23 protein-coding genes are annotated in these 26012 nt (G+C 64.7%); 17 read left to right on the top strand and 6 right to left on the bottom strand.

Annotated features, from left to right (window positions below; all coding sequences use genetic code 11):
- Window positions 1-7: 7 nt before the first annotated feature.
- The 3 genes from LPB260_RS17510 to LPB260_RS17500 are packed head-to-tail and all read right to left on the bottom strand — an operon-like array spanning window position 8 to window position 3066.
- Window positions 8-994, bottom strand: coding sequence for an alpha-L-glutamate ligase-like protein (locus tag LPB260_RS17510; RefSeq protein WP_208707082.1), 987 nt, complete (start codon window positions 992-994; stop codon window positions 8-10).
- 3 nt (window positions 995-997) lie between these two features.
- Window positions 998-2524: an inactive transglutaminase family protein gene (locus LPB260_RS17505; protein ID WP_208707081.1), complete on the bottom strand. Its 1527-nt coding sequence runs from the start codon at window positions 2522-2524 to the stop codon at window positions 998-1000.
- 5 nt (window positions 2525-2529) lie between these two features.
- Window positions 2530-3066: an ATP-dependent zinc protease gene (locus LPB260_RS17500; protein WP_208707080.1), complete on the bottom strand. Its 537-nt coding sequence runs from the start codon at window positions 3064-3066 to the stop codon at window positions 2530-2532.
- 227 nt (window positions 3067-3293) lie between these two features.
- Between LPB260_RS17500 and LPB260_RS17495 the strand changes: the two genes are divergently transcribed.
- The 8 genes from LPB260_RS17495 (at window position 3294) to prpD (ending at window position 12923) form a co-directional block, all read left to right on the top strand.
- Window positions 3294-3794, top strand: a complete 501-nt coding sequence (locus tag LPB260_RS17495) for a hypothetical protein (RefSeq protein WP_208707079.1) — start codon at window positions 3294-3296, stop codon at window positions 3792-3794.
- A gap of 30 nt (window positions 3795-3824) precedes the next feature.
- Entirely contained in the window at window positions 3825-4325 is a 501-nt protein-coding gene (locus LPB260_RS17490; RefSeq protein ID WP_208707078.1) for an HIT family protein, read from the top strand.
- 238 nt (window positions 4326-4563) lie between these two features.
- Window positions 4564-5301 carry a GntR family transcriptional regulator gene (locus LPB260_RS17485; protein ID WP_208707077.1) on the top strand — a complete coding sequence of 246 codons (738 nt, stop codon included), beginning with the start codon at window positions 4564-4566 and terminating at the stop codon, window positions 5299-5301.
- Complete coding sequence (gene prpB, locus LPB260_RS17480) at window positions 5298-6182, top strand: methylisocitrate lyase (RefSeq protein ID WP_208707076.1); 885 nt, start codon at window positions 5298-5300, stop codon at window positions 6180-6182. The genes LPB260_RS17485 and prpB overlap by 4 nt, the downstream gene beginning before the upstream one ends.
- A 40-nt stretch (window positions 6183-6222) precedes the next feature.
- Complete coding sequence (gene prpC / locus LPB260_RS17475; RefSeq protein ID WP_208707075.1) at window positions 6223-7380, top strand: 2-methylcitrate synthase; 1158 nt, start codon at window positions 6223-6225, stop codon at window positions 7378-7380.
- A complete protein-coding gene (gene acnD, locus LPB260_RS17470; protein ID WP_208707074.1) occupies window positions 7380-9989 on the top strand; it encodes a Fe/S-dependent 2-methylisocitrate dehydratase AcnD in 2610 nt (869 codons plus the stop codon). Before prpC ends, acnD begins: the two co-directional genes overlap by 1 nt.
- Window positions 9990-10127: 138 nt before the next feature.
- The gene (gene prpF, locus LPB260_RS17465) at window positions 10128-11327 is read left to right on the top strand and encodes a 2-methylaconitate cis-trans isomerase PrpF (protein ID WP_208707073.1); all 1200 of its coding nucleotides are present in this window, start codon (window positions 10128-10130) and stop codon (window positions 11325-11327) included.
- A 111-nt stretch (window positions 11328-11438) separates the two neighbouring features.
- Complete coding sequence (gene prpD, locus LPB260_RS17460; protein ID WP_208707072.1) at window positions 11439-12923, top strand: 2-methylcitrate dehydratase; 1485 nt, start codon at window positions 11439-11441, stop codon at window positions 12921-12923.
- Between the two features lie 60 nt (window positions 12924-12983).
- On the opposite strand, the gene LPB260_RS17455 is transcribed toward prpD, so the two are convergent.
- Entirely contained in the window at window positions 12984-13802 is an 819-nt protein-coding gene (locus tag LPB260_RS17455) for a pyruvate, water dikinase regulatory protein (RefSeq protein ID WP_208707071.1), read from the bottom strand.
- 178 nt (window positions 13803-13980) lie between these two features.
- Between LPB260_RS17455 and ppsA the strand changes: the two genes are divergently transcribed.
- The 9 genes from ppsA to LPB260_RS17410 all read left to right on the top strand — a co-directional run bounded on the left by ppsA (window position 13981) and on the right by LPB260_RS17410 (window position 22313).
- The gene (ppsA, locus tag LPB260_RS17450; RefSeq protein WP_208707070.1) at window positions 13981-16353 is read left to right on the top strand and encodes a phosphoenolpyruvate synthase; all 2373 of its coding nucleotides are present in this window, start codon (window positions 13981-13983) and stop codon (window positions 16351-16353) included.
- A gap of 138 nt (window positions 16354-16491) precedes the next feature.
- Window positions 16492-17511 carry an alpha/beta fold hydrolase gene (locus tag LPB260_RS17445; protein ID WP_208707069.1) on the top strand — a complete coding sequence of 340 codons (1020 nt, stop codon included), beginning with the start codon at window positions 16492-16494 and terminating at the stop codon, window positions 17509-17511.
- 52 nt (window positions 17512-17563) lie between these two features.
- Complete coding sequence (locus LPB260_RS17440) at window positions 17564-17863, top strand: Rieske (2Fe-2S) protein (RefSeq protein WP_208707068.1); 300 nt, start codon at window positions 17564-17566, stop codon at window positions 17861-17863.
- A 34-nt stretch (window positions 17864-17897) separates the two neighbouring features.
- Window positions 17898-18386 (top strand): ribonuclease E activity regulator RraA, encoded by a 489-nt coding sequence (gene rraA, locus LPB260_RS17435; protein WP_208707067.1) that lies wholly within the window; start codon window positions 17898-17900, stop codon window positions 18384-18386.
- Window positions 18387-18417: 31 nt separating this feature from the next.
- On the top strand, window positions 18418-19413 hold the full coding sequence (locus LPB260_RS17430; RefSeq protein ID WP_208707066.1) for a zinc transporter ZntB: 996 nt from the start codon (window positions 18418-18420) through the stop codon (window positions 19411-19413).
- Window positions 19414-19467: 54 nt separating this feature from the next.
- Window positions 19468-19713, top strand: coding sequence for a CrfX protein (locus LPB260_RS17425; protein WP_208707065.1), 246 nt, complete (start codon window positions 19468-19470; stop codon window positions 19711-19713).
- Window position 19714: 1 nt separating this feature from the next.
- Window positions 19715-20539: a mechanosensitive ion channel domain-containing protein gene (locus LPB260_RS17420; RefSeq protein WP_208707064.1), complete on the top strand. Its 825-nt coding sequence runs from the start codon at window positions 19715-19717 to the stop codon at window positions 20537-20539.
- A 92-nt stretch (window positions 20540-20631) separates the two neighbouring features.
- Entirely contained in the window at window positions 20632-21222 is a 591-nt protein-coding gene (sigX, locus tag LPB260_RS17415) for an RNA polymerase sigma factor SigX (protein ID WP_208707063.1), read from the top strand.
- Window positions 21223-21332: 110 nt separating this feature from the next.
- A complete protein-coding gene (locus LPB260_RS17410) occupies window positions 21333-22313 on the top strand; it encodes an OmpA family protein (protein ID WP_208707062.1) in 981 nt (326 codons plus the stop codon).
- 105 nt (window positions 22314-22418) lie between these two features.
- On the opposite strand, the gene cobA is transcribed toward LPB260_RS17410, so the two are convergent.
- Window positions 22419-23156 carry a uroporphyrinogen-III C-methyltransferase gene (cobA, locus tag LPB260_RS17405; RefSeq protein WP_208707061.1) on the bottom strand — a complete coding sequence of 246 codons (738 nt, stop codon included), beginning with the start codon at window positions 23154-23156 and terminating at the stop codon, window positions 22419-22421.
- A 72-nt stretch (window positions 23157-23228) separates the two neighbouring features.
- Window positions 23229-25946, bottom strand: coding sequence for a nitrate reductase (locus LPB260_RS17400; RefSeq protein WP_208707060.1), 2718 nt, complete (start codon window positions 25944-25946; stop codon window positions 23229-23231).
- Between the last annotated feature and the right edge of the window lie 66 nt (window positions 25947-26012).

Below are 26012 nucleotides of genomic sequence, written 5' to 3'. Positions count from 1 at the left end.
CGTGCCGTCAGATTTCGGCGATCGGCGCGTGGCCGAACAGCTCCTGGGAGAAACGCATGCGTTCCTCGGGGCTCTCCTGGATGCCCTTGGCCTTGAGCTCGACCAGACGATCCTCGACCGCATGGGCGCGGTGGGTGAGGCCGCAGTCGTTGGCGATCTGGATGTTCAGGCCGGGGCGGGCGTTGAGTTCCAGAATCAGCGGGCCTTTCTCCTGGTCCAAGACCATGTCCACGCCGATGTAGCCCAGGCCGCAGAGTTCGTAGCAGCCGGCCGCCAGTTTCATGAAGCCGTTCCAGTTCGGCAGTTGCACGCCGTCCACCGCATTGGTGGTGTCCGGATGCTTGCTGATCTTGTTGTTCAGCCAGGTGCCGCGCAGGGTGACGCCCGTGGCCAGGTCCACACCCACGCCGATGGCGCCCTGGTGCAGGTTGGCCTTGCCGTTGGACTGGCGGGTCGGCAGGCGCAGCATGGCCATAACCGGATAGCCCATCAGGACGATGATGCGGATGTCCGGCACGCCTTCGTAGCTGATGCTCTTGAAGATCTGATCGGGAATCACCCGGTATTCGATCAGCGCCCGGTCACGATGGCCGCCGAGCGAATAGAGGCCGGTGAGGATGTTGGAGATCTGATGCTCGATCTCCTCGTGGCTGATGATCCGCCCGGAGACCGTCTTGTAACGCTCCTCGAAGCGGTCGGCGATCACCGTGATGCCGTCCCCGCCGGCGCCCTGCGCCGGCTTGATGACGAAGTCGTTGCGCCCGCCGATGATCTCCGGGAGCTTGTCGATCTCCTTCTCGGTGGAAATCACTCCGTACATCTGCGGCACGTGAATGCCGGCCTCGATGGCGCGTTCCTTGGTGATGATCTTGTCATCGACGATGGGGTAGAGGTGCCGTTTGTTGTACTTAAGCACGTAGTCCGCATTGCGCCGGTTGATGCCCATGATGCCTTTGGCTTCGAGGGCCTTCCAGGTTTTCCAGAGACCTAGCATGGCTCAATCCTTCAGGAAGGCTTTGAAGCGGAACAGCTCGGTCAGGCGGTAGCCGCGGTAGCGACCCATCGCCAGCATGAAGCCGACCAGCACCATCAACACGGCCGGGAAGGTGAAGATGAAATACACCAACTGCGGAATGCTCATCACCATGAACGACAGGCTGGCGGCGATCAGGGTGCCGACACCGACCTTGAAGGCATGGCCGCCCCCGCGCTCTTCCCAGGTGATCGACAGGCGTTCGATGGTCATGGTCAGGATCACCATCGGGAACAGGGCCACCGACAGGCCGCGTTCCAGGCCCAGCTTGTGGCTGAACAGACTGATCACGGCGATCAGTACCACCACGAACGTCAGCACCACCGACAGGCGCGGCAGCATCTGCAGCTTGAGGTGCTCAAGATATGAGCGCAGCGACAGGCCCAATGCGGTGATGATGGTGAACAGCACGATGCCGAAGCCGATCTGGGTTTCGCGGAAGGCCAGGGCGATCAGCACCGGGGTGAAGGTGCCCAGGGTCTGCAGGCCGCCGAGATTGCGCAGGATCAGGATCACCAGAACGCCGACCGGGATCACCATCATGATCTGGAAAGTCTGCTGAGTGGACAGCGGCAGGCCGTACATCGAGTAGCCGAGGAAGCCGGCGTCGGTGCTTTCGTCGGACAGCTGGGCCAGTCGAATGGCGTTCATCTCGCTCTTGTTCAGGCTGAAGCTGACCTGGGCCTTCTTGCCCCCTTCGAGCTTGATCAGCTCGGCATCACCGATCCACCAGATCAGGCGATCGGCCGGCAGGCCCTGCTCGCCGGTTTCCGGACTGAAGTAGAGCCACTTCTCGCCGTTGAAGCTGCGCAGCCAGAGTTCCGGGCTCTGTTGCCCTTCGGCATTCAGGCGAATGGTGTGCACGCGCTCCATTGGTACATGGGCGATCGACAGCAGCAGGTCGATGGCATTGGCCTTGTTGACGCTGGAGGCATCGCCGCCAAGCAGCAACTTGACGTTGTCGTCGGTGCTGTCGTTGACCCGCTTGATGGTCTCGCTGATAAAGGTTTCGACGTCTGCCGAATGCTGGCGGATCGGCGCCAGCAGGGCCTCGGCGGCGATCTTCTCGGGGCCTTCGACCGGCAGGCTGTCGCGGAAGATCGGGCCCTTGGCCTTGGCCTGCTCGCCGCTGTAGCGCTTGGTCAGCACCAGGCGGTAGTACAGGGTCTGCTTGCCGCTGGCGCGCCGGGCGGACCAGGTCACCCGGCGATTGCCTTCGGCGCGGCTGATGCTCACCCCGTAATTGTTGGAGATGAAGCTCTCGTTGAGGCTGACGTAGTCCTGGTTGAGCGGCGGCACGAACATCTGCAACTTGACCGGCTCGCGAGGGTTGGCCTGGAACTCGACCTTGGCGTCGATGTTCCACAGATCGTCTGTCTCGTCCTCGGTCACCGGGATGCCGAGAATGAAGATCTGGTAAGCCGTAATCAGAATGCCCAGGCTCACCAGGAGCGTGATCAGGACTTTCAGATGGAGGGTAAGAGAGCGCATGGGAGTTACTCGCCAGGGTTTGCGTCGGTGGTGCAGCCAGGCTTGCCTGCTGCGTATTTAAGGCTTGGGTCGACCAGCGCGCTGAAGCGTTTGAGGGCTTCGGAACCAATCAATAACGGGTATTGGAAGGCGCTGCGGTCGGTCAAGTTCACTTCGATGGTGCGCAGGGCTTGGCCCATGCACAGGGTCATCTCGATTACGGGGCGTGCGGTGTAGGTTTTTTCTTCTTCGGGGTCATAGTCCCCGGCGCGGCGTTTGATTTTGCTGATCCGCGCCAGCGGCCGCTCGATCGGATGCTCGTGGGCCTCGTCGATGGCCAGGTAGAAGCGGACCCAGGTTTCATCGTCGCGTTTGAAGCGCTTGATCTCGCGTGCGCTCAGGGAAGCGGTCTTGGCTCCGGTATCCAGTTTCGCGGCAACCTCCAGATCGAGATCGTAAAGCCTGGCGTACTCATTGAGGCCGTAAACGGTCTTCTCCGCGGCGAGCCCCAGGCCTGGCGAAAGGAACAGGCAGCAAAGCAGGGCAGAGGGCTCGAGTCTCATAAGTCCTATTGAATATGGCACAACAGCTGAGCGGAAAGACCGGCGGGCGTGGGGCTATGGCCCCGTGCGTCTGGCTTGGAGTTTAGCAGGCATGACGTGCCTGTCCGGCCGGGCTAAAAACGGCGGCATTCTATCATGGGAGTTTTCGGCTGTGACAGGCGCGTAATAGGCGCTTTGCAGGGGGCATGCATCAATAGTTGAGCTGAACGCGCAGGACCGCGACGGGCTTGGTCAGGGTTGTTCTGTTTCGCATCTCTTTCTTCACCGATTGCGACGAGCGTCGCCATCGTTATCTGGGCGACCCGAGCAAAGGTGCTGCGCGGCTTCAGCTCCACGCGGCTAGAGCTGGCAGGCCTTTTTGCGCCTGGTTTGGCGGGCAGGGGATGGCGTATGAGGTCGTGCGTACTTTCGTGATTCCGCTACTGTTGCTGGCGTTGGAGATCAACCCGGTATCACGCGGCTACGAGCATTTTCCGATGGCGATGCTCGCATCCGGGCGCGCCGACAGGCAGGATCTGGTGCGGCGCGCTTTCACCGTGACCGGCCTGTTCGGGGCCAACATCGACTACCACGTCGAGCATCAGGTCTATCCGGAGGGGTGCAACTTACCCAAGTTGCACCACGTGCTGGAAAACAAAGTACTACCCCGGGATCGCTGGTGGCTCGCCCGGTTATTTATGCGTACTCATCCCGCGCCTGCAGTCGCCGAGCCGCAGTGCGCGACTTGAGTCCTATCAATGTCCAATCGAGGGATCGGAATGGATTGCATTTTCTGTAGCATCATCGATGGCGCACTGCCTGCGGCCCAGGTCTACCGGGACGAGCAGTGCATTGCCTTTATGGATGTACATCCGCTGGGGCAGGGGCACGTTCTGCTGATTCCTCTTCAGCACGTCGAGAAGCTCGAGCAGTTGCAGGCCGCCACTCGGCAGCACCTCTACCGTGTATTCGACCAGTTGGTCGCCGCGCAACGGCGCGCCGGTTTCGGCGTCGAGGGCACGCACCTGATCGTTAACGACGGTAAAGCCACCAATCAGCATATTCCCCACGCGCACCTGCACCTGGTGCCGCGCAAACGTGGCGATGCGCTGGGATTCGGCTGGCGCATGTTCCTGCATTTCACGGGCCTGTTCGGCATGCGCAGCCGTCTCGACCTGTTGCAGGCGCAGGCGGCCGCGATCGCCGCGCAGCTCGAGCAACCCTCGGCGCAACCTTCTGCCGAGCGGCCTCGGCCATCCCCGCTTGAGTCAATCCATTAGGTAGGTCGCAACCCGACCATCTATATGGTCGGGTCGTAGCCCGCTCATGTCCTCGGCGTCATGCCGCGAACCTGAAAATGCCGCCTCCCGCCCAGGGTGTGCGGCATTTTTTTGCGTTGAAGCATATTCAGGTCGCTGCCTGCGATTGCAAGGATTGTCGACAGTCCATGCTGTGTGTTTGACATTTACGATGTGCGAGCGTAGTTTTTACCCGTCTAATCATATTGGTGTTGACAATATGTCGAGCGATCTCGCCTTGCCCCGAACCATTCAGGACGACTCCGAAACGCTTTCCGAGCATGTCTTTCGGCTGATTCAGTCCGCCATCGTCAAGGGCGAGATCGCCCCGGGCAGCAAGATCTCCGAGCCGGAGCTGGCGCGTACCTATGGCATCAGTCGTGGGCCGCTGCGCGAAGCCATTCACCGCCTGGAAGGGCAGAAGCTGCTGGTGCGTATTCCCCATGTCGGGGCGCGGGTGGTGTCGCTGTCCCATGACGAGCTGATCGAGTTGTACGAGATCCGCGAGTCGCTGGAAGGCATGGCCTGTCGCCTGGCCGCCGAGCGCATGACCCAGGTGGAGATCGACGAGCTGCGCCGAGTGCTCGACCTGCATGAGCAGGACGCCGCCTTCAAGGCCGGCGTCGGCTACTACCAGCAGGAAGGCGACTTCGACTTCCACTACCGGATCATCCAGGGCAGCGGCAACAAGACCCTGAGCCAGATGCTCTGCGGCGAGCTGTATCAGCTGGTGCGCATGTACCGCCTGCAGTTTTCCGCGACGCCCAGTCGACCGCGCCAGGCCTTCGCCGAGCATCACCGAATTCTCGATGCCATCGCCGAGCGTGACGGCGAGTTGGCCGAGCTGCTGATGCGCCGTCATATCGGCGCTTCCAAACGCAATATCGAGCGTCATTACAAAGCCCAGACGGGCCAGGACGCGCAATCCAAGACAGCCAAACCCAGAGGTGAGTCATGAGTCAGCTTTCCCCAGGCCAGCGTTTTCGCCAGGCTCTCGCCATCGAGTCGCCGCTGCAGGTGATCGGCGCCATCAACGCCAACCACGCGCTGCTGGCCAAACGTGCCGGCTTCAAGGCCCTCTACCTGTCCGGCGGCGGTGTCGCGGCCGGTTCGCTGGGGCTGCCGGATCTGGGCATCAACACCCTGGACGACGTGTTGACCGACGTGCGCCGCATCACCGATGTCTGCGACCTGCCGTTGCTGGTGGACATCGACACCGGCTTCGGCCCCAGCGCCTTCAATATCGAGCGCACCATCAAGAACCTGATCAAGGCCGGCGCCGCTGCCGCCCATATCGAGGATCAGGTTGGCGCCAAACGCTGCGGCCACCGCCCGGGCAAGGAAATCGTCTCCTGCGAGGAGATGGTCGACCGTGTGCGCGCCGCCGCCGATGCCAAGAGCGACCCGGACTTCTTCCTGATCGCCCGTACCGATGCCATCCAGGCTGAAGGCGTCGACGCCGCCATCGAGCGCTGCCAACGCTACGTCGAGGCCGGTGCCGACGGCATCTTCGCCGAGGCCGCCTATGACCTGCCGACCTACAAGCGCTTTGTCGATGCGCTGAACGTGCCGGTGCTGGCGAATATCACCGAATTCGGTGCGACCCCGCTGTTTACCCGCGACGAGCTGGCCTCGGTCGGTGTGGCCATCCAGCTCTACCCGCTGTCGGCCTTCCGCGCCGCCAACAAGGCCGCGGAAAGCGTCTATACCGCCATTCGCCAGGAAGGCCACCAGAAGAACGTGATCGAGCTGATGCAGACCCGCGCCGAACTGTACGACCGCATTGGCTACCACGCCTTCGAGCAGAAGCTCGACGCGCTGTTCGCCGCCAAGAAGTGATAGTGCCAGGCAAGAACAACAAGGATTCGAGGAGATAAGCATGAGTGCCACCGAAACCACCCCGGGCTTCAAGCCGAAGAAATCCGTCGCCCTCTCCGGCACTGCCGCCGGCAACACCGCGCTGTGCACCGTCGGGCGCAGCGGCAACGACCTGCACTACCGTGGCTATGACATCCTCGATGTCGCCACCACCTGCGAGTTCGAGGAAATCGCCCACCTGCTGGTGCATGGCAAGCTGCCCAATGTCGCCGAGCTGACCGCCTACAAGGCCAAGCTCAAGGCCCTGCGCGGCCTGCCCGCGGCCCTCAAGACGGCCCTGGAACAGCTGCCGCCGAGCGCCCACCCGATGGACGTGATGCGCACCGGCGTCTCCGTGCTCGGCTGCCTGTCGCCGGAGAAGGACGATCACAACCATCCCGGCGCCCGCGATATCGCCGACAAGCTGATGGCCTCCCTGGGCTCGATGCTGCTGTACTGGTACCACTTCAGCCACAACGGCAAGCGCATCGAGGTGGACACCGACGATGACTCCATCGGCGGCCACTTCCTCCACCTGCTGCATGGCGAGAAGCCCGCGGACAGCTGGGTGCGCGCCATGCACACCAGCCTGATCCTCTACGCCGAGCACGAGTTCAACGCCTCCACCTTCGCCTCGCGGGTGGTGGCCGGCACCGGTTCGGACATGTACTCGGCCATCGCCGCCGGTATCGGCGCGTTGCGCGGCCCCAAGCACGGTGGCGCCAACGAGGTGGCCTTCGAGATCCAGAAGCGCTACGACAACCCGGACGAGGCCGAGGCCGATATCCGTGCCCGGGTCGAGAAGAAGGAAGTGGTGATCGGCTTCGGTCATCCGGTCTACACGGTCGCCGATCCGCGCAACAAGGTGATCAAGGAAGTGGCTCGCGAGCTTTCCGCCGAGCAGGGCAGCAGCAAGATGTTCGACATCGCCGAGCGCCTGGAAAGCGTGATGTGGGAGATCAAGAAGATGTTCCCCAACCTCGACTGGTTCAGCGCGGTCAGCTACCACATGATGGGCGTGCCCACCGCCATGTTCACCCCGCTGTTCGTCATCGCCCGCACCGCCGGCTGGTCCAGCCATGTGATCGAGCAGCGCATCGACGGCAAGATCATCCGCCCGAGCGCCAACTACGTCGGCCCCGAAGACCTCAAGTTCGTGCCGCTCAAGGATCGCCAGTGATGAACACTCAATACCGCAAACACCTGGCCGGTACTGCGCTGGACTATTTCGATACCCGCGAGGCGATCGACGCCATCGCGCCTGGCGCTTACGCCAAGCTGCCGTATACCTCCCGCGTGCTGGCCGAGCAGTTGGTGCGGCGTTGCGATCCGGCCACGCTGACCGATTCGCTCAAGCAGCTGATCGAGCGCAAGCGCGACCTGGACTTTCCCTGGTACCCGGCGCGGGTGGTCTGCCACGACATCCTCGGCCAGACCGCGCTGGTCGACCTGGCCGGTTTGCGTGACGCCATTGCCGAGCAGGGCGGGGACCCGGCCAAGGTCAACCCGGTGGTGCCGACCCAGCTGATCGTCGACCACTCCCTGGCCGTCGAGCATGCCGGCTTCGATCCGGAGGCCTTCGAGAAGAACCGGGCAATCGAAGACCGGCGCAACGAGGACCGCTTCCACTTCATCGAGTGGACCAAGACCGCGTTCAAGAACGTCGATGTGATTCCGGCCGGCAACGGCATCATGCACCAGATCAACCTGGAGAAGATGAGCCCGGTGATCCAGGCGCGCGGCGGCGTGGCCTTCCCGGACACCTGCGTCGGCACCGACAGCCACACCCCCCACGTCGATGCCTTGGGCGTGATCGCCGTCGGCGTTGGCGGCCTGGAAGCGGAAACCGTGATGCTTGGCCGCGCCTCGATGATGCGCCTGCCCGACATCGTTGGTGTCCAGCTGACCGGCAAGCGCCAGCCGGGCATCACCGCCACCGACATCGTCCTGGCCTTGACCGAGTTCCTGCGCAAGGAACGCGTGGTGGGCGCCTGGGTCGAGTTCTTCGGCGAGGGGGCGGACAGCCTGTCCATCGGCGACCGCGCGACCATTTCCAACATGTGCCCGGAGTACGGCGCTACTGCGGCGATGTTCTACATCGACCAGCAAACCATCGACTACCTCAAGCTCACCGGGCGCGAGCCGGAGCAGGTGGCGCTGGTGGAGAACTACGCCAGGACCACCGGCCTGTGGGCCGATGCGCTGGTCACTGCCGAATACGAACGGGTGCTGAGCTTCGACCTGTCGACCGTGGTGCGCAACATGGCCGGCCCGTCCAACCCGCACAAGCGTCTGCCGACCTCGGCGCTGCACGAGCGCGGCATTGCCGATGAAGCCAAGCTGGCGGCCGCCAAGGCCGAGGAGGCCGAAGGCCTGCTGCCGGATGGCGCGGTGATCATCGCCGCCATCACCAGCTGCACCAACACCTCCAACCCGCGCAACGTGGTGGCGGCCGGCTTGCTGGCGAAGAAGGCCAACGCCCTGGGCCTGCTGCGCAAGCCCTGGGTAAAAACCTCCTTCGCGCCTGGCTCCAAGGTCGCCAAGTTGTATCTGGAGGAGGCGGGCCTGCTGTCAGAGCTGGAACAGCTCGGCTTCGGCATCGTCGCCTACGCCTGCACCACCTGTAACGGCATGTCCGGCGCGCTGGATCCGGCGATCCAGCAGGAAATCATCGACCGCGACCTGTATGCCACCGCCGTATTGAGCGGTAACCGTAACTTCGACGGGCGTATCCATCCCTACGCCAAGCAGGCGTTCCTGGCCTCGCCGCCGCTGGTGGTGGCCTACGCCATCGCTGGAACCGTGCGTTTCGATATCGAGCAGGACGTGCTGGGGCATGACCAGGGCGGCAACCCGGTGACCCTGAAGGACCTGTGGCCGAGCGACGAGGAAATCGACGCCATAGTCGCCGCCTCGGTCAAGCCGGAGCAGTTCCGCCAGGTCTACATCCCGATGTTCGACCTGGGCGCGGTGCAGGAAGCCGAGAGCCCGCTGTATGACTGGCGTCCGATGTCCACCTACATCCGTCGCCCGCCGTACTGGGAAGGCGCGCTGGCCGGCGAACGCACGCTCAAGGGCATGCGCCCGCTGGCGGTGCTGCCGGACAACATCACCACCGACCACCTGTCGCCGTCCAACGCCATCCTGCGGGACAGCGCCGCCGGCGAGTACCTAGCCAAGATGGGCCTGCCGGAAGAGGACTTCAACTCCTACGCCACCCACCGCGGCGACCACCTGACCGCGCAGCGCGCCACCTTCGCCAACCCGCAACTGGTCAACGAGATGGCCGTGGTCGACGGTCAGGTGAAGAAAGGTTCGCTGGCCCGGGTGGAGCCGGAAGGCAAGGTCATGCGCATGTGGGAAGCCATCGAGACCTACATGCAGCGCAAGCAGAACCTGATCATCATCGCCGGTGCCGACTACGGCCAGGGTTCGTCCCGCGACTGGGCGGCCAAGGGCGTGCGTCTGGCCGGTGTCGAGGTGATCGCGGCCGAAGGCTTCGAGCGCATCCATCGCACCAACCTGATCGGCATGGGCGTGCTGCCGTTGGAGTTCAAGCCGGGCACCACCCGCCTGACCCTCGGCATCAATGGCAGCGAGACCTATGACGTGGTCGGTGAGCGCAAGCCGCGGGCGGACCTGACCCTGGTCATCACTCGCCGTAACGGCGAACGCGTCGAAGTGCCGATGACCTGCCGTCTGGACAGCAACGAGGAGGTGCTGATCTACGAGGCCGGCGGTGTGCTGCAGCGCTTCGCTCAGGACTTCCTCGAGTCGAACAAGGGCTGATCGAGCATCCGGGGCGGCAACGCCCCGGTCTTCGTAGGGTGGATCACGCCTTACCGATCCACCATGGCGAGGCTTGCGTGGTGGATGAAAAAGCGCCATCCGCCTTGCGACTTCTTATTACTCGGCCAGGACGAAACCATGGCTTACCAACCGCAGATCAAGATTCCCGCCACCTATATGCGTGGCGGCACCAGCAAGGGCGTGTTCTTCCGCCTGCAGGACCTGCCCGAGCGCTGCCAGGTGCCGGGCGCGGCCCGTGACAAGCTGTTCATGCGCGTGATCGGCAGCCCCGATCCCTATTCCGCGCATATCGACGGCATGGGCGGCGCCACGTCCAGCACCAGCAAATGCGTGATCCTGTCGAAAAGCAGTCAGCCCGACCACGACGTCGACTACCTCTACGGCCAGGTTTCCATCGACAAGGCGTTCGTCGACTGGAGCGGCAACTGCGGCAACCTGTCGACCGCCGCCGGCGCTTTCGCCCTGCATGCCGGCCTGGTCGACCCGGCCCGCATCCCCGATAACGGCACCTGCGTGGTGCGTATCTGGCAGGCCAATATCCAGAAAACCATCATCGCCCATGTGCCGGTGAGCAATGGCCAGGTGCAGGAGACCGGCGGTTTCGAGCTCGACGGGGTGACCTTCCCGGCGGCCGAGATCGTGCTGGAGTTTCTCGATCCGTCCGACGACGGCGAGGAGGGCGGCTCGATGTTCCCGACCGGCAATCTGGTCGACGATCTCGAGGTTCCCGCTGATGTTGTAGAGGGCGGCACGCTCAAGGCCACCATGATCACTGCCGGCATTCCGACCGTGTTCGTCAACGCCGAGGATATCGGTTACCAGGGCACCGAATTGCGCGAGGACATCAATGGCAATCCCGAGGCGCTGGCGCGCTTCGAGGCCATCCGCATCGCTGGCGCGTTGCGCATGGGCCTGATCAAGACGCCGGAAGAGGCTGCCACTCGCCAGCACACGCCGAAAATCGCCTTCGTGACGACGCCCAAGGACTATCGGGCGTCCAGCGGCAAGACAGTGCCGGCGAGCGAGGTCGACCTGCTGGTGCGCGCGCTGTCCATGGGCAAGCTGCACCACGCCATGATGGGTACCTGCGCGGTGGCCATCGGCACCGCCGCGGCGATTCCGGGCACCCTGGTGAACCTCGCGGCGGGCGGCGGTGCGCGCAGCGCGGTGCGTTTCGGCCACCCCTCGGGCACCCTGCGGGTCGGCGCCGAGGCCGCCCAGGTCGCGGGCGAATGGTCGGTGACCAAGGCGATCATGAGTCGCAGCGCCCGGGTGCTGATGGAGGGCTGGGTGCGTGTGCCTGGGGATGCCTTCTAGTCTGGTCTAGACTCAGGCAAAGCCCGCGCAAGCGGGCTTTGTCGTTTCTGCGGGCTGGCTGGCCCGCACCAGGCAGCCACAGCGCCGGGTATCCGGCGAACGGAGCGGGCAATGAGCGGCAACGTCGAGCAGAACAAGCGTCCCGAGTATGACCAGGTGATTCAGGATATCGCCGACTACGTGCTCACCTACCGGGTCGACTCGGTGCTGGCCCTGAGCACCGCCCGCCATTGCCTGATGGACAGCCTCGGCTGCGCGCTGCTGGCCCTGCGCTTTCCCGAGTGCTGCAAGCTGCTCGGGCCGCTCGTCGAGGGTACAGTGGTGCCGCAGGGGGCGCGGGTGCCGGGCACCCGCTTGGTCCTCGACCCGGTCAAGGCGGCCTGGGACATCGGCTGCCTGGTGCGCTGGCTGGACTACAACGACACCTGGCTGGCGGCCGAATGGGGCCACCCCTCCGACAACCTCGGTGCCATCCTGGCGCTGGCCGATCACCTGTCGCAACGGCGCGTGGCCGGTGGCGAGGCGCCGCTGAGCATGCGCGCGGTGCTCGAGGCCATGGTCATGGCCCACGAGATTCAGGGGGTAGTCGCCCTGGAGAACGCCTTCAATCGCGTCGGCCTGGACCATGTGGTCCTGGTCAAGCTGGCCTCCACCGCAGTCAGCGCCAAGCTGCTGGGCGCCAGCCGCGAACAGCTGCTCTCGGCCATATCCCATGCCCTGGTCGACGGCCAGGCGCTGCGCACCTACCGCCACGCGCCGAATGCCGGTTCGCGCAAGTCCTGGGCGGCCGGCGACGCCAGCAGTCGCGGGGTGCGCCTGGCCGACATCGCCCTGCGCGGCGAGATGGGCATTCCGGGCGTGCTCAGCGCGCCGCAGTGGGGCTTCTACGACGTGTCGTTCAGCCACAGCAACCGCGACCTGGCGAGCAAGCCGGCGGACCAGCGTCGCTTTCGCTTCTCCCAGGGCTTCGCCAGCTATGTGATGGAGAACGTGCTGTTCAAGATCAGCTTCCCCGCCGAGTTCCACGCGCAGACCGCCTGCGAGGCGGCGGTGATACTGCATCCACAGGTCAGGGATCGCCTGGGCGACATCGCCAGGATCGTCATCAGCACCCAGGAATCGGCGATCCGCATCATCTCCAAGGCCGGGCCGCTGGCCAATCCGGCCGATCGCGATCACTGCCTGCAGTACATGACCGCCGTGCCGCTGCTGTTCGGCAGCCTGTCGGCCGAGCACTACGAGGACGGCTTCCACGCGGCCAATCCGCTGATCGACGAGCTGCGCGACAAGATGGAGGTGGTCGAAGAGCCGCGTTACAGCCGCGAATACCTGGAGGCCGACAAGCGTTCGATCGCCAATGCCGTGCAGGTGTTCTTCGCCGATGGCAGCTGCACCGAGAAGGTCGAGGTGGAGTACCCGGTCGGCCACCGCCGCCGTCGGGCCGAGGGTATTCCGCTGCTGGAGGCCAAGTTCCAGGCCAGCCTGGCAACCCGCTTTCCCGCCCAGCGCTGCGCCGAGATCGTCGCCCTGTGCCGGGACCAGGCGCGGCTCGAGTCCACGCCGGTGCAGCAATTCATGGACTTGTGGGTGATCTAGACCAAGCGTCCACAAAAAAGCCGGAGCGTGGGCTCCGGTTTTTTGCGATATCGGCGAGGCTTACTTGAGGCGGCGTTCGACGCCTTTTTCCACGAGGATCTTCGCCGAGATCTCCTCCACCGAGAAATGCGTGGAGTTGATGAAGGGAATGTTCTCGCGGCGGAACAGGTTCTCCACCTCGCGCACCTCGAACTCGCACTGGGCGAAGCTGGCGTAGCGGCTGTTGGGCTTGCGCTCGTTGCGGATGGCGGTGAGGCGATCGGGGTCGATGGTCAGGCCGAACAGCTTGTCCTTGTATTTCTTCAGCGCCGCCGGCAGCTGCAGGCGCTCCATGTCTTCCTCGGTCAGCGGGTAGTTGGCGGCGCGGATGCCATATTGCATGGCCATATACAGGCAGGTCGGGGTCTTGCCGCAGCGCGACACGCCGACCAGGATCAGGTCGGCCTTGTCGTAGTAGTGGGTGCGGGCGCCGTCGTCGTTGTCCAGGGCGAAGTTGACCGCTTCGATGCGCTCCATGTAGTTGGAGTTGTGGCCGATCGAGTGGGATTTGCCCACCGAATAGGAGGAGTGCGAGCTCAGTTCCTGCTCCAGCGGGGCGAGGAAGGTCGAGAAGATGTCGATCATGAAGCCCTCGGACTGGGCCAGCACGTCGCGAATCTCCTGGTTGACGATGGTGTCGAAGATGATCGGCCGCACCCCGTCTTTCTCGGCAGCACTATTGATTTGTTGTACCATGGCGCGCGCTTTTTCCACGCTGTCGATGTACGGTCGCGTGAGTTTGGTGAAGCTGGTGGTGTCGAACTGCGCCAACAGACTCTGACCCAGGGTTTCGGCGGTGATGCCGGTACCATCGGAGATGAAAAAAGCGGTTCGTTTCATTTGCGCCATGGGCCTTAAGCTGAGGACGAATCTTGGCTATGATAGGCCCGCTTTTGCAGGCCCGAAGTGGTCGGCATTGTTACTTATTTTCCAGGGCCAGGCCACAATCGCGCGGATTCGCTCCGCCGAACTTTCCCAGCCCCTTGAGCTTTTCCAACACCTAAGTGGAGAGATCACCTTGGTAGAGTACGTAGTTTCCCTCGATAAGCTCGGCGTCCACGATGTTGAGCATGTAGGGGGCAAGAACGCCTCCCTGGGCGAGATGATCAGCAACCTTGCCGGTGCTGGTGTGTCGGTTCCCGGTGGTTTCGCCACTACGGCCCAGGCCTACCGTGACTTCCTCGAAGAAAGCGGGCTGAATGCGCAGATCCATGCCGCACTCGATGCGCTGGATGTCGACGATGTCAACGCCTTGGCCAAGACCGGCGCGCAGATTCGCCAGTGGGTGATGGACGCGCCGTTCCCCGCAGAGCTGGACAAGCAGATCCGCCAGGCGTTCGCCGCCATGGCCGGCGACAACGACAACATGGCCGTCGCCGTGCGCTCCTCGGCCACCGCCGAAGACCTGCCGGACGCCTCCTTCGCCGGCCAGCAGGAAACCTTCCTGAACATCCGCGGCGTGGACAACGTGATCCGCGCCGCCAAAGAGGTGTTCGCCTCGCTGTTCAACGACCGCGCCATCGCCTACCGCGTGCACCAGGGCTTCGACCACAAGCTGGTCGCCCTGTCCGCCGGGGTGCAGCGCATGGTCCGTTCGGAAACCGGTACCGCCGGGGTGATGTTCACCCTGGATACCGAGTCGGGCTTCCGTGACGTGGTGTTCATCACCGGCGCCTACGGCCTGGGCGAGACCGTGGTGCAGGGTGCGGTCAACCCGGACGAGTTCTACGTGCACAAGCAGACCCTGGAAGCGGGCCGCCCGGCCATCCTGCGCCGCAACCTGGGCAGCAAGGCGATCAAGATGATCTACGGCGACGAAGCCAAGGCCGGCAAGTCGGTCAAGGTGGTCGACGTCGAGCGCGCCGATCGCGCGCGCTTCTGCCTGTCCGACGCCGAGGTCAGCGAACTGGCCAAGCAGGCGCTGATCATCGAGAAGCACTACGGCCGACCAATGGACATCGAGTGGGCCAAAGACGGCGACGACGGCAAGCTGTACATCGTCCAGGCCCGTCCCGAGACCGTGAAGAGCCGCACCAGCGCCAACGTGATGGAGCGCTACCTGCTCAAGGAAACCGGCACCGTGCTGGTTGAGGGCCGCGCCATCGGCCAGAAGATCGGTGCAGGCCGCGTGCGCGTCATCCAGGACGTTTCCGAGATGGACAAGGTGCAGCCCGGTGACGTGCTGGTCTCCGACATGACCGACCCAGACTGGGAGCCGGTGATGAAGCGCGCCAGCGCCATCGTCACCAACCGCGGCGGGCGTACCTGCCACGCGGCGATCATCGCCCGCGAGCTGGGTATTCCGGCGGTAGTCGGCTGTGGCAACGCCACCCAGGTGCTGAAAGACGGCATGGGGGTGACGGTTTCCTGCGCCGAGGGCGACACCGGCTTCATCTTCGAGGGCGAACTGGGCTTCGATATTCGCAAGAACTCGGTCGACGCCATGCCCGAGCTGCCGTTCAAGATCATGATGAACGTCGGCAACCCGGACCGCGCCTTCGACTTCGCCCAACTGCCCAACGAGGGCGTTGGCCTGGCGCGCCTGGAGTTCATCATCAACCGCATGATCGGCGTGCACCCCAAGGCGCTGCTGAACTTCGCCGGCCTGCCGCCGGAGATCAAGGACAGCGTGGAGAAGCGCATCGCCGGTTACGACGACCCGGTGGGCTTCTACGTCGAGAAGCTGGTGGAAGGCATCAGCACCCTGGCCGCGGCCTTCTGGCCGAAGAAGGTCATCGTGCGCCTGTCGGACTTCAAGTCCAACGAATACGCCAACCTGATCGGCGGCAAGCTCTACGAGCCGGAAGAAGAGAACCCGATGCTCGGCTTCCGCGGCGCCTCGCGCTACATCAGCGAGTCGTTCCGCGACTGCTTCGAGCTGGAATGCCGCGCGCTGAAGAAGGTGCGCAACGAGATGGGCCTGACCAACGTCGAGATCATGGTGCCGTTCGTGCGCACCCTCGGCGAAGCCAGCCAGGTGGTCGAGCTGCTGGCCAGCAACGGTCTGGCGCGCGGTCAGGATGGCCTGAAGGTCATCATGATGTGCGAGCTGCCGTCCAACGCCATCCTCGCCGAGGAGTTCCTCGAGTACTTCGACGGCTTCTCCATCGGCTCCAACGACCTGACCCAGCTGACCCTGGGCCTGGACCGCGACTCGGGCATCGTCGCCCACCTGTTCGATGAGCGTAATCCGGCGGTGAAGAAGCTGCTGGGCAACGCCATTGCCGCCTGCAACAAGGCCGGCAAGTACATCGGCATCTGCGGTCAGGGGCCTTCGGATCATCCGGATCTGGCGCGCTGGCTGATGGAGCAGGGCATCGAGAGCGTGTCGCTGAACCCAGACTCGGTACTGGATACCTGGTTCTTCCTCGCCGAAGGCCAGCCAGCCTGATCTGCCGGTAACCACGTTAACGAGGGCGGGTTATCCCGCCCTTTTTTGTGGCTTGCCATCCCTGGCGGCCACCCTTCGGGCCGTCGCCAGTCGACGTGAAGAATTGCCCCGGCAATTTTTTGTACCAGAGCGAAGTAGATGCAGAGCAGCAGTCAGCTTTTTCCCGTCGCCTTGATCAGCGCCGAAATCCGTGGCGACCTGAGTGAGGATGTCTACCGTCTCAAGCCCGGCAACAGCCCCGACCCCAGTGTCGAACTGGCGCTGACCCGGCTCGGCCGTTTCGATCGCGAGGGCGAGCGTGGCGTGCCGGTGATTCTGTTGCCGGGCAGCTTTTCCAATCGCCGCTTCTGGTATTCGCCCAAGGGCATCGGCCTGGGGCCCTACCTGGCGCGCGCCGGTTTCGATGTGTGGATCGCGGAAATGCGCGGCCATGGCCTGTCGCCGCGCAATCGCAACTATTCGCGCAATCGGGTCAGCGACTATGTGCGCTACGACCTGCCGGCGATCGCTGACTTCATCCATGAACAGAACCCGCAAGCCGCCCACTGGCTGGGGCACTCCCTGGGTGGGATCACCCTGGCCGGCGCGCTGGGCGGACACTACCTGGAGGAAGCACGAGTGGCCTCGGTCGCGTTGTTCGGCAGCCAGATCAGTCGCGTGTACTGGCCGTTGAAACTGCCGCCGGTGGAGTGGGGCAGTCGGCTGCTGTTGGGGCGCTTCTCGGTGTTGTCCGGCTCGCGCTTGAAGCGCGGGCCGGAAGACGAGCCGATCGGCCTGGCTCTGGAGAGCCTGCGCTGGCATGGCCTGTTCGGCCGCTTCGGCGATGCCGAGCGCGACTGGTGGGCCGGCTTGCGCGATGTGCGGGTGCCGCTGCTGGCCGTGGCGGCGGTGGGCGACAAGCAGGACCCGGCCTGGGCCTGCCGCAAACTGCTGGCGCAGTGCGGCAGCGCGGTACGCGAGTTCCTCTGCCTGGGCAGGCAGCAGGGCTTCTCCACGGATTTCGACCATGTGCAGATGCTGGTCAGCAGGCAGGCGCAGGCCGAGGTGTGGCCCCTGGTCGAGCACTGGCTGGACAACGGCTCGTTGCGCGCCGCCGGCGTGCAAAGCATCGCCCTTGAGCCGCGCGCAGGCGTATCAACGGAGCCTTTATCCGGTTAACATGTGACGCAATTCGCTCACCTGGTCACTTTATGCGGTAGCTGGAGGCTCGATGTTCGTTGCCCTGGAGCGCCTGCTCAACCTTGAGGAGGGCTATCGCCGGACTTTTCAGGTGCAGGGGCGGGAGTTGCTCCTGCTGGTCGTCGAGGGCCGCCGCCTGTTGCTGGAAAACAGTTGCCCGCACCGCGGTGCGCCGTTGCACACGGCGGCGGTCAACGGCCGGGTGCTGCGCTGCGCGCGCCATGGCATCGAGTTCGACCTGTCCAGTGGGCGCGCGCTCAACGCCAGCTGTGGCAATCTGGTACAGCTGCCGTTGAGCTACGACGGCGATCGTGTCGGTATCGACCTGTGAAGCCTGAATCCCCAATGTTAGAAGGAGCTTAGCCATGCATTACATCACCCCCGATCTGTGTGACGCCTACCCCGAGCTGGTGCAGGTGGTCGAACCGATGTTCAGCAATTTCGGCGGCCGCGATTCCTTCGGCGGCGAGATCGTCACGGTCAAGTGCTTCGAGGACAACTCGCGGGTCAAGGAACTGGTCGAGCAGCCCGGCAAGGGCAAGGTGATGGTGGTCGATGGCGGTGCCTCGATGCGCTGTGCGCTGCTCGGCGACATGCTCGCCGAAAAGGCGGTGAAGAATGGCTGGGAAGGCATAGTGGTCTACGGCTGCGTGCGCGACGTCGACGTGCTGGCGCAGACCGAGATCGGCATCCAGGCGCTGGCCAGCCATCCGCTGAAGAGCACCCGGCGTGGCGTCGGCGAGCTCGACCTGGCCCTGGTCTTCGGCGGCGTGACCTTCCGCCCCGGCGAGTACCTGTATGCCGACAACAACGGCATTATCGTGTCGCCCAGTGCCCTGAAGATGCCCGAGTGATTGCCCTGGCCGATTGATCTGGAGTGCGTGGATGCAGGTGGAAGACAACGTCCAGTGGGGCCTGGTGCATGCGCTGGTGCTCGACGGCCGGGGCGGGGCGAGGGCGGTCGCCCATGACGGGCTGGCCGGCCTCGAACTGGCGGAGGGCGAGAGCCTGTGGCTGCACTGGGATCGCAGTCACCCGCAGACCCAGGCCTGGCTGCGCCGCGACAGCGGATTGGGCGAGTTCGCCTGCGACCTGCTGCTGGAGGAAAACACCCGCCCGCGCCTGCTGACGCTGCCGAATCAGGAGTTGCTGCTGTTCCTGCGTGGGGTCAACCTCAACCCGGGAGCGGAGCCCGAGGACATGGTCTCGGTGCGCATCTTCGCCGCCGCCCGCCGGGTCATATCCCTGCGCCTGCGGCCGCTGCGCGCCAGCGAAGACCTGATTCGCGACCTGCAGGCGGGCAAGGGGCCGAAGACCTCCTCGGAACTGATCCTCAGCCTGGCCGACTACCTGACCGACAAGGTCGATGCCCTGGTCGCCGAACTGGCCGAGCAGGTCGACGAGCAGGAGGAGCAGATCGATGCCGACGAGCGGGTTCTGCCCGACCATGACCTGCTCCTGCAGATCCGCCGCCGCGCCGCCGGCCTGCGCCGCTTCCTGGCGCCGCAGCGGGAGATATTCGCCCAGCTCACGCGCAACCAGCAGCCCTGGTTCGTCGCCGACGATACCGATTACTGGAACGAGCTGAACAACCGTCTGACCCGCTACCTGGAAGAGCTGGAGCTCAGCCGCGAGCGGGTCAGCCTGGTGCTGGATGCGGAGAATCGGCGCATGGACGAGCGGATGAACCGCATCATGTACCGTTTCAGCATCATCACCATGGTGTTTCTGCCCATGAGCTTCCTGACCGGCCTGCTGGGTATCAACGTGGGCGGCATGCCGGGGGCCGAGAGCCCGTTTGGCTTCGTCATCGCCTGCCTGATCATGACGGCCATCGGTCTCGGCCAATGGTGGTTGTTCCGGCGCTGGCGCTGGCTCTGATGTGACCCGATGACGGCTGGTCTCGTCTAGCCGAGACGTCCTGTGAGGTGCTTGATGCACGATCCATTCGAAGAATCCCTGCGCGATTTGCTCAAATCGTCCGTCTCCGAGCACGACGACGATGCCTGCCTGCACCGCGTGCTGAAGACCGCCAATCGCCAGGTCGGCGTGGGCGATCTGTTCAGCCTGATGGGCAACTGGCTCGGCGCCCTGATGATCGCTTTGAACAACGGTTCGGCGCACGTCGCGCCGGTCTCCCGTCGTCACTCTTCTACCCGTTCTACTGATAAGGCTGACTGAAATGGAACTCGATCCCTGGACTCAAAGCCTGATTGCCGCGATGACCGCTCTCTGGACCAAGGTCGCTGGCTTTATTCCGAACCTGTTCGTGGCATTGATCCTGGTGCTGCTGGGCTTCGTCGTGGCCAAGCTGCTCGACACCCTGCTGTCCAAGCTGCTCGGCAAGCTGGGCCTGGATCGCCTGATGGCCGGCACCGGCCTGACCAAGCTGCTCAGCCGCGGTGGCATCCAGGCGCCGGTGTCGACCCTGATCGGCAAGATCGTCTACTGGTTCGTCCTGTTGATCTTCCTCGTCTCGGCCGCCGAGTCGCTGGGTCTGCAGCGGGTTTCCGGCACCCTCGATGTGCTGGCGCTATACCTGCCGAAGGTGTTCGGCGCGGCCCTGGTGCTGGTCGCCGGCGTGCTCCTGGCCCATCTGGTCAGCGGCCTGGTGCGCGGCGCCGCGGAAGGCGTGGGGCTGGACTATGCCCATGGCCTGGGGCGCATCGCCCAGGGCCTGGTGATCATCATCAGCATCTCCGTGGCCATCGGCCAGCTGGAGGTCAAGACCGACCTGCTCAACAATGTCATCGCCATCGTGCTGATCTCGGTCGGTCTGGCCGTGGCCCTGGCGCTGGGCTTGGGCAGCCGCGAGATCGCCGGGCAGATCCTCGCGGGGATTTATGTGAGGGAGTTGTATCAGGTCGGGCAACAAGTGCAGGTCGGTGAGGTCGAAGGGCAGATCGAGGAAATTGGCACGGTCAAGACTATCCTGTTAACCGACGCGGGGGAGCTGGTCTCGGTGGCCAATCGCACCTTGCTCGAACAACGGGTAAGCAGCCGCTAACGCGCCAATCCCTGTTAATGTATGCCGCCAAACCCGCCGCCTGAGCCATCGGGCGTTGGCGGCTTGTGTTCCGACTGTCGGCCCGACTCGTTTTGAATAAAGCCCAACCGTTGCCCATGCGATACGACCCCCGCGAGCTCTCTGACGAGGAGCTGGTAGCGCGGGCGCATGGCGAGTTGTTTCACGTCACCCGAGCCTACGAAGAGCTCATGCGTCGTTACCAGCGCACCCTGTTCAACGTGTGCGCACGTTATCTGGGGAACGATCGCGACGCCGACGATGTCTGTCAGGAGGTCATGCTCAAGGTTCTTTACGGTCTGAAGAACTTCGAGGGCAAGTCCAAGTTCAAGACCTGGCTGTACAGCATTACTTACAACGAGTGCATCACCCAGTACCGCAAGGAGCGGCGCAAGCGCCGCCTGATGGATGCACTGAGTCTGGATCCTCTGGAAGAGGCGTCGGAAGAAAAGACGCCGAAGGTCGAGGATCGCGGGGGATTGGATCGCTGGCTGGTGCATGTGAACCCGATCGATCGGGAAATTCTGGTGCTACGTTTTGTCGCAGAGCTGGAGTTCCAGGAGATCGCGGACATCATGCACATGGGCCTGAGCGCCACGAAAATGCGCTACAAACGCGCGCTAGACCGCTTGCGTGAGAAGTTTGCCGGCGACACCGAAAGTTAGTTCGGGGCAACTTTAAATCTCTGGCGCAGCAAGCGGTTCTGTTAAACTCGCCGCCGTTTTGCGTGTCTACCTGCACGCAATTCAATCAATCACCATGTGGGGATTTACGGATGAAACTGAAAAACACCTTAGGCGTAGTCATTGGCTCTCTTGTTGCCGCCTCCTCTCTGGGCGCGCTGGCTCAAGGCCAAGGCGCAGTCGAGGTGGAAGCTTTCGGCAAGCGTTACATGACCGACAGCTCTCGCGACCTGTCCAACGGCAATCTGTTCGGTGGTTCCGTTGGTTACTACCTGACCGATGACGTCGAACTGGGCCTGTCGTATGGCGAATACCACGATATTCGTTCGGAAAACGGCACCGGTAACAAGAACATCAAGGGCAACATGGCTGGCCTGGACGCCACCTACCACTTCGGTGAGCCGGGCGTCGGTCTGCGTCCTTACGTATCGGCGGGTTTCGCCCACCAGAACATCAGCAACGTGCCGGCGCGCACCGGTCGTGACCATTCGACCTTCGCCAACGTGGGCACCGGTGTGAAGTACTTCATCACCGAGAACCTGTTCGCCCGCGCCGGTGTGGATGGCATGTACAACATCGACGCCAACGAAGCCGAGTGGGCTGCTGGCGTGGGTGTCGGCATGAACTTCGGCGGTGGCAGCAAGCCGGCTCCTGCGCCGGCTCCGGTCGCCATGGTCGAGCCGACTCCGGCGCCGGTTCAGGCCGAGGAGCCGATGGAGATGGTCCGCGTCGAGCTGGACGTCAAGTTCGACTTCGACAAGGATCGCGTGAAGGAAGAAAGCTACAGCGACATCAAGAACCTGGCTGACTTCATGAACCAGTACCCGCAGACCCGCACCACCGTTGAAGGCCACACCGACTCCGTCGGCACCGACGCCTACAACCAGAAGCTGTCCGAGCGCCGTGCCAACGCCGTTCGCCAGGTGCTGGTCAATCAGTACGGTGTATCCGGCGAGCGCGTCAACGCGGTCGGCTACGGCGAGAGCCGCCCGGTTGCCGACAACGCCAGCGACGCTGGCCGTGCGATCAACCGTCGCGTGGAAGCCGAAGTGGAAGCTCAGATCAAGCAGTGATCTAGCCCAAGCCTTGAGAAAAACCCGGCCTCGGCCGGGTTTTTCTTTGCCCAGAAAAAAGCCCGGTCGGGACCGGGCAAGAACAACTTCGCAGGAGCGAAGCGGTTAGGCACTCACCGCCAGGGCCAGGGCCTGCTGGGCGGTCGCGACCTCGCCGATCACCAGGATCGCCGGGCTCTTGAGCTGGAACTCCAGGGCATCGCGCTGCATCGTCGCCAGGCTGCTGCGGCAGTCGCGTTGCTGGGGCAGGGAGGCGTTCTCGATCATCGCCACTGGCATGTCCGCGCGCATGCCGCCGGCCAGCAGGCTCTCGCGGACCTCCGCCAGCTTGGCCACGCCCATGTAGACCACCAGGGTGGTGCCGCCCTGGGCCAGGGCCTGCCAGTTGAGGCTGCTGTCGTCCTGGGTGTGGGCGGTGACCAGGGTCACGCCGCGGGCGACGCCGCGCAGGGTCAGGGGAATCCCGCAGTGGGTGGCGCCGGCCAGCCCGGCGGTGATGCCGTTGACCATCTGCACCTCGACGCCGTGAGCGGCCAACCAGTCGACCTCTTCGCTGCCGCGGCCGAAGATGCACGGATCGCCGCCCTTCAGGCGCACCACGCACTTGCCCTGGCGGGCGTAGCGCAGCATCAGCCGGTGGATGAAGGCCTGGGGCGTGGAACGGCAGCCGCCTCGCTTGCCCACCGGCACCACCCGAGCGCCGGGGCAGTGCTCCAGCACGGCCGGATTGACCAGGTCGTCGATCATCACGACCTCGGCCTGATTGAGGGCCTTGACCGCCTTGAGGGTCAGCAGTTCCGGGTCGCCGGGGCCCGCGCCTACCAGCCAGACTTTTCCACTCATGGGGCATTCCTCGCGTAGGGTGCGCCGTGCGCACCGAATAGTGGGGGTTGGTGCGCATGGCGCACCCTACGGTTAGGCATTGACGGCAACCGGCTGGGTGGCCAGCAGACGCTTGATCTCGGGTACGCAGGAGCCGCAGCTGGTGCCGCAGCCCAGTTCCTGCTTGAGGCCATTGAGGTCGAGGCCGCGGGCGATGCCGGCGCAGACCTTGTCCTGGCTGACGTTCAGGCAGTTGCACAGGGTCTTGCTGGCTTTCTGCGTGCCGGCGCCACCGGGCGGGGTGGACAGGGGGGCGAGCAGCCAGCGGCGCAGGTCGGCATCGGCCTGGCCCTCGTTCCACAGGTTGCGCAGCCAGTCACGGGCGGCGGTTTCGCCGGCCAGGCGGATGGCGACTATGCGCCCGTCCTCGATGCGCACGCGCTTGCCGACGGTGCGCCGCGGGTCGTCGTAGGCCAGTACCGGCCCCTCGACGACATCCAGCAGCGTATCGATCTGCGCCAGCAGCGCGGGTTCGGGTGCTACTGCGCAGGCGGCGCGGATCAGCAGGGCCGGGCGCTCGCGGCCGGTGAGGGTCAGGCTGGCGTAGGCGAAGCCGTCGAACAGCGGGCGCAGGGCGGCGAAGCGCTTCTGCACGTCGCCCTCGACCAGGGCGAACAGCTGCCAGGGCAGTTCGGCCTGTTCCACCTCGATGCCGGCGTGCTTGAGTTCCGGCTGCTTGGACAGCGGGTCGAAGGCCGGTAGGGTCAGCACGTTGACTCCCAGGCCGTTGAGAAAGCGGTTGCCCCAGTGCATCGGCAGGTAGGCCTGGCCGGAGCGCACCGCGTCGTCGGCCTGGATCGGCAGGATCAGGCTGCCGCGGCGGCTGCGCACCTTGACCAGGTCGCCGGCCTGCAGGCGGCGCCGACGCAGCTCATCCGGGTGCAGGCTGAGCACGGCTTCCTCGACATGGCCGAACAGCCGGGCGGCGGTGCCGGTGCGGCTCATGCCATGCCACTGGTCGCGCAGGCGGCCGGTGTTGAGGGTCAGCGGGAAGCGCGCCTCGCGCTTCTCCTTGGGTGCGCGGTAGGGGTCGGCATGGAAGCGCGCGCGGCCGTTGTCGGTGGCAAAGCGCCCGTCGCCGTACAGCCGTGCGGTGCCCTGGCGGGCGCCGGCCGGGAAGGGCCACTGCTGGGGACCCAGCTCATCGATCAGCGCGTAGGACAGTCCGGAGAGGTCGAGGTCGCGTCCCTGGGTCAGCTGCTTGTACTCCTCGAACAGCGCCTCGGGGCCGTCGAAGGCGAACAGGCTGGGCAGGCCGGGGCGCAGGGATGGTTCCAGGCGACGGGCGAAGTCGCAGGTGATCGCCCAGTCCGGCCGCGCCTGGCCCGGCGCCGGCACGGCGGGGCGCACGTGGCTGACGCGGCGTTCGGAGTTGGTCACGCTGCCGTGCTTCTCGCCCCAACTGGCGGCGGGCAGCAAGAGGTCGGCGTAGGCGCAGGTCTCGGTGGTGAAGAAGGCCTCCTGGACCACCACGAAAGGACAGGCGGCCAGGGCCTCGTGCACCTTGTTCTGGTCCGGCAGCGACTGCGCCGGGTTGGTGCAGGCGATCCACAGGGCCTTGATCTTGCCGGCGCGCACCGCCTCGAACAGCTCGATGGCGGTCAGCCCGGTGCTTTGCGGCAGGCCGTCGACGCCCCAGTAGCCGGCCACCTCGGCGCGGTGCTCGGGATTGGCCGCGTCGCGGTGGCCGGGCAGCAGGTTGGACAGGCTGCCGGTCTCGCGACCGCCCATGGCGTTGGGCTGGCCGGTCAGGGAGAAGGGACCGGCGCCGGGCTTGCCGATCTGCCCGGTGGCCAGGTGCAGGTTGATCAGCGCGCTGTTCTTCGCCGAGCCTGCGCTGGATTGGTTCAGGCCCATGCACCACAGCGAGAGGAAGGACGGCGCGCTGCCGATCAGCTCGGCGCAGGCCTGCAGCTGCTCCAGGGAGATGCCGCAGATTTCCGCCACCGTGCCCGGGGTGTAGTCGCGCACCAGCTTCTTCAGGGCGTCGAAGCCCTCGGTGTGGGCATCGATAAAGCGCCGGTCGATCCAGCCTTCCCACATCAGGATGTGCAGGATGCCGTGGAACAGGGCCACGTCGGTGCCCGGCAGGATGGCCAGGTGCAGGTCGGCCAGCTCGCAGGTGTCGGTGCGCCGCGGGTCGATGACGATGACCTTCATCTCCGGGCGCCTGGCCTTGGCTTCCTCCAGGCGGCGAAACAGCACCGGATGGGCGTAGGCCATGTTGCTGCCGGCGATCAGCAGGCAGTCGCTCTGCTCGATGTCCTCGTAGCTGCAGGGCGGCGCGTCGGCGCCGAGGCTGCGCTTGTAGCCCACGACCGCCGAGCTCATGCACAGGCGCGAGTTGGAGTCGAGGTTGTTGGTGCCGACCAGGGCCCGGGCCAGCTTGTTGAAGGCGTAGTAGTCCTCGGTCAGCAGCTGGCCGGAGATGTAGAAGGCCACGCTGTCCGGGCCGTGCTCGCGGATGGTCTCGGCGAACACGCTGGCGGCGTGGTCCAGGGCGCTGTCCCAGTCCGTGCGGCTACGCGCCAGGCCCTTGCCCAGGCGCAGTTCGGGATACAGGCCGCGGGCGTCGAGGTCGCCGGTCAGGTGCAGGGTCGCGCCCTTGCTGCACAGCTTGCCGTAGTTGGCCGGGTGGCTGGGATCGCCGGCGACGCCGAGGATCTTCTCGCCGTCGTGTTCGATCAGCACGCCACAGCCGACGCCGCAGTAGCAGCAGGTCGAGGCGGTGATCTGGTTGGTGCTGGCCATGGTTCGGGGCTCCTACAGGCGTGGGGTGGACGACGCTGTGCGGGTCCACCGGTAGGTGGCGGTGGA

This window comes from Pseudomonas sp. LPB0260 (assembly GCF_013388395.1).
The sequence above is the reverse complement of the archived record's forward strand: the minus strand, read 5'-3'. Positions and strand labels throughout refer to the sequence as shown.

What these genes read in the sequence shown, in the direction of transcription:
- LPB260_RS17440 (WP_208707068.1), top strand. Translation starts at nt 17,564, where the DNA reads ATGTTCGTTGCCCTGGAGCGCCTGCTCAACCTTGAGGAGGGCTATCGC.
- LPB260_RS17505 (WP_208707081.1), bottom strand. Translation starts at nt 2,524, where the DNA reads ATGCGCTCTCTTACCCTCCATCTGAAAGTCCTGATCACGCTCCTGGTG.
- LPB260_RS17425 (WP_208707065.1), top strand. Translation starts at nt 19,468, where the DNA reads ATGCACGATCCATTCGAAGAATCCCTGCGCGATTTGCTCAAATCGTCC.
- prpC (WP_208707075.1), top strand. Translation starts at nt 6,223, where the DNA reads ATGAGTGCCACCGAAACCACCCCGGGCTTCAAGCCGAAGAAATCCGTC.
- LPB260_RS17500 (WP_208707080.1), bottom strand. Translation starts at nt 3,066, where the DNA reads ATGAGACTCGAGCCCTCTGCCCTGCTTTGCTGCCTGTTCCTTTCGCCA.
- rraA (WP_208707067.1), top strand. Translation starts at nt 17,898, where the DNA reads ATGCATTACATCACCCCCGATCTGTGTGACGCCTACCCCGAGCTGGTG.
- LPB260_RS17445 (WP_208707069.1), top strand. Translation starts at nt 16,492, where the DNA reads ATGCAGAGCAGCAGTCAGCTTTTTCCCGTCGCCTTGATCAGCGCCGAA.
- prpD (WP_208707072.1), top strand. Translation starts at nt 11,439, where the DNA reads ATGAGCGGCAACGTCGAGCAGAACAAGCGTCCCGAGTATGACCAGGTG.
- LPB260_RS17455 (WP_208707071.1), bottom strand. Translation starts at nt 13,802, where the DNA reads ATGAAACGAACCGCTTTTTTCATCTCCGATGGTACCGGCATCACCGCC.
- LPB260_RS17410 (WP_208707062.1), top strand. Translation starts at nt 21,333, where the DNA reads ATGAAACTGAAAAACACCTTAGGCGTAGTCATTGGCTCTCTTGTTGCC.
- acnD (WP_208707074.1), top strand. Translation starts at nt 7,380, where the DNA reads ATGAACACTCAATACCGCAAACACCTGGCCGGTACTGCGCTGGACTAT.
- LPB260_RS17420 (WP_208707064.1), top strand. Translation starts at nt 19,715, where the DNA reads ATGGAACTCGATCCCTGGACTCAAAGCCTGATTGCCGCGATGACCGCT.
- cobA (WP_208707061.1), bottom strand. Translation starts at nt 23,156, where the DNA reads ATGAGTGGAAAAGTCTGGCTGGTAGGCGCGGGCCCCGGCGACCCGGAA.
- LPB260_RS17485 (WP_208707077.1), top strand. Translation starts at nt 4,564, where the DNA reads ATGTCGAGCGATCTCGCCTTGCCCCGAACCATTCAGGACGACTCCGAA.
- LPB260_RS17510 (WP_208707082.1), bottom strand. Translation starts at nt 994, where the DNA reads ATGCTAGGTCTCTGGAAAACCTGGAAGGCCCTCGAAGCCAAAGGCATC.
- LPB260_RS17430 (WP_208707066.1), top strand. Translation starts at nt 18,418, where the DNA reads ATGCAGGTGGAAGACAACGTCCAGTGGGGCCTGGTGCATGCGCTGGTG.
- LPB260_RS17490 (WP_208707078.1), top strand. Translation starts at nt 3,825, where the DNA reads ATGGATTGCATTTTCTGTAGCATCATCGATGGCGCACTGCCTGCGGCC.
- prpF (WP_208707073.1), top strand. Translation starts at nt 10,128, where the DNA reads ATGGCTTACCAACCGCAGATCAAGATTCCCGCCACCTATATGCGTGGC.
- LPB260_RS17400 (WP_208707060.1), bottom strand. Translation starts at nt 25,946, where the DNA reads ATGGCCAGCACCAACCAGATCACCGCCTCGACCTGCTGCTACTGCGGC.
- prpB (WP_208707076.1), top strand. Translation starts at nt 5,298, where the DNA reads ATGAGTCAGCTTTCCCCAGGCCAGCGTTTTCGCCAGGCTCTCGCCATC.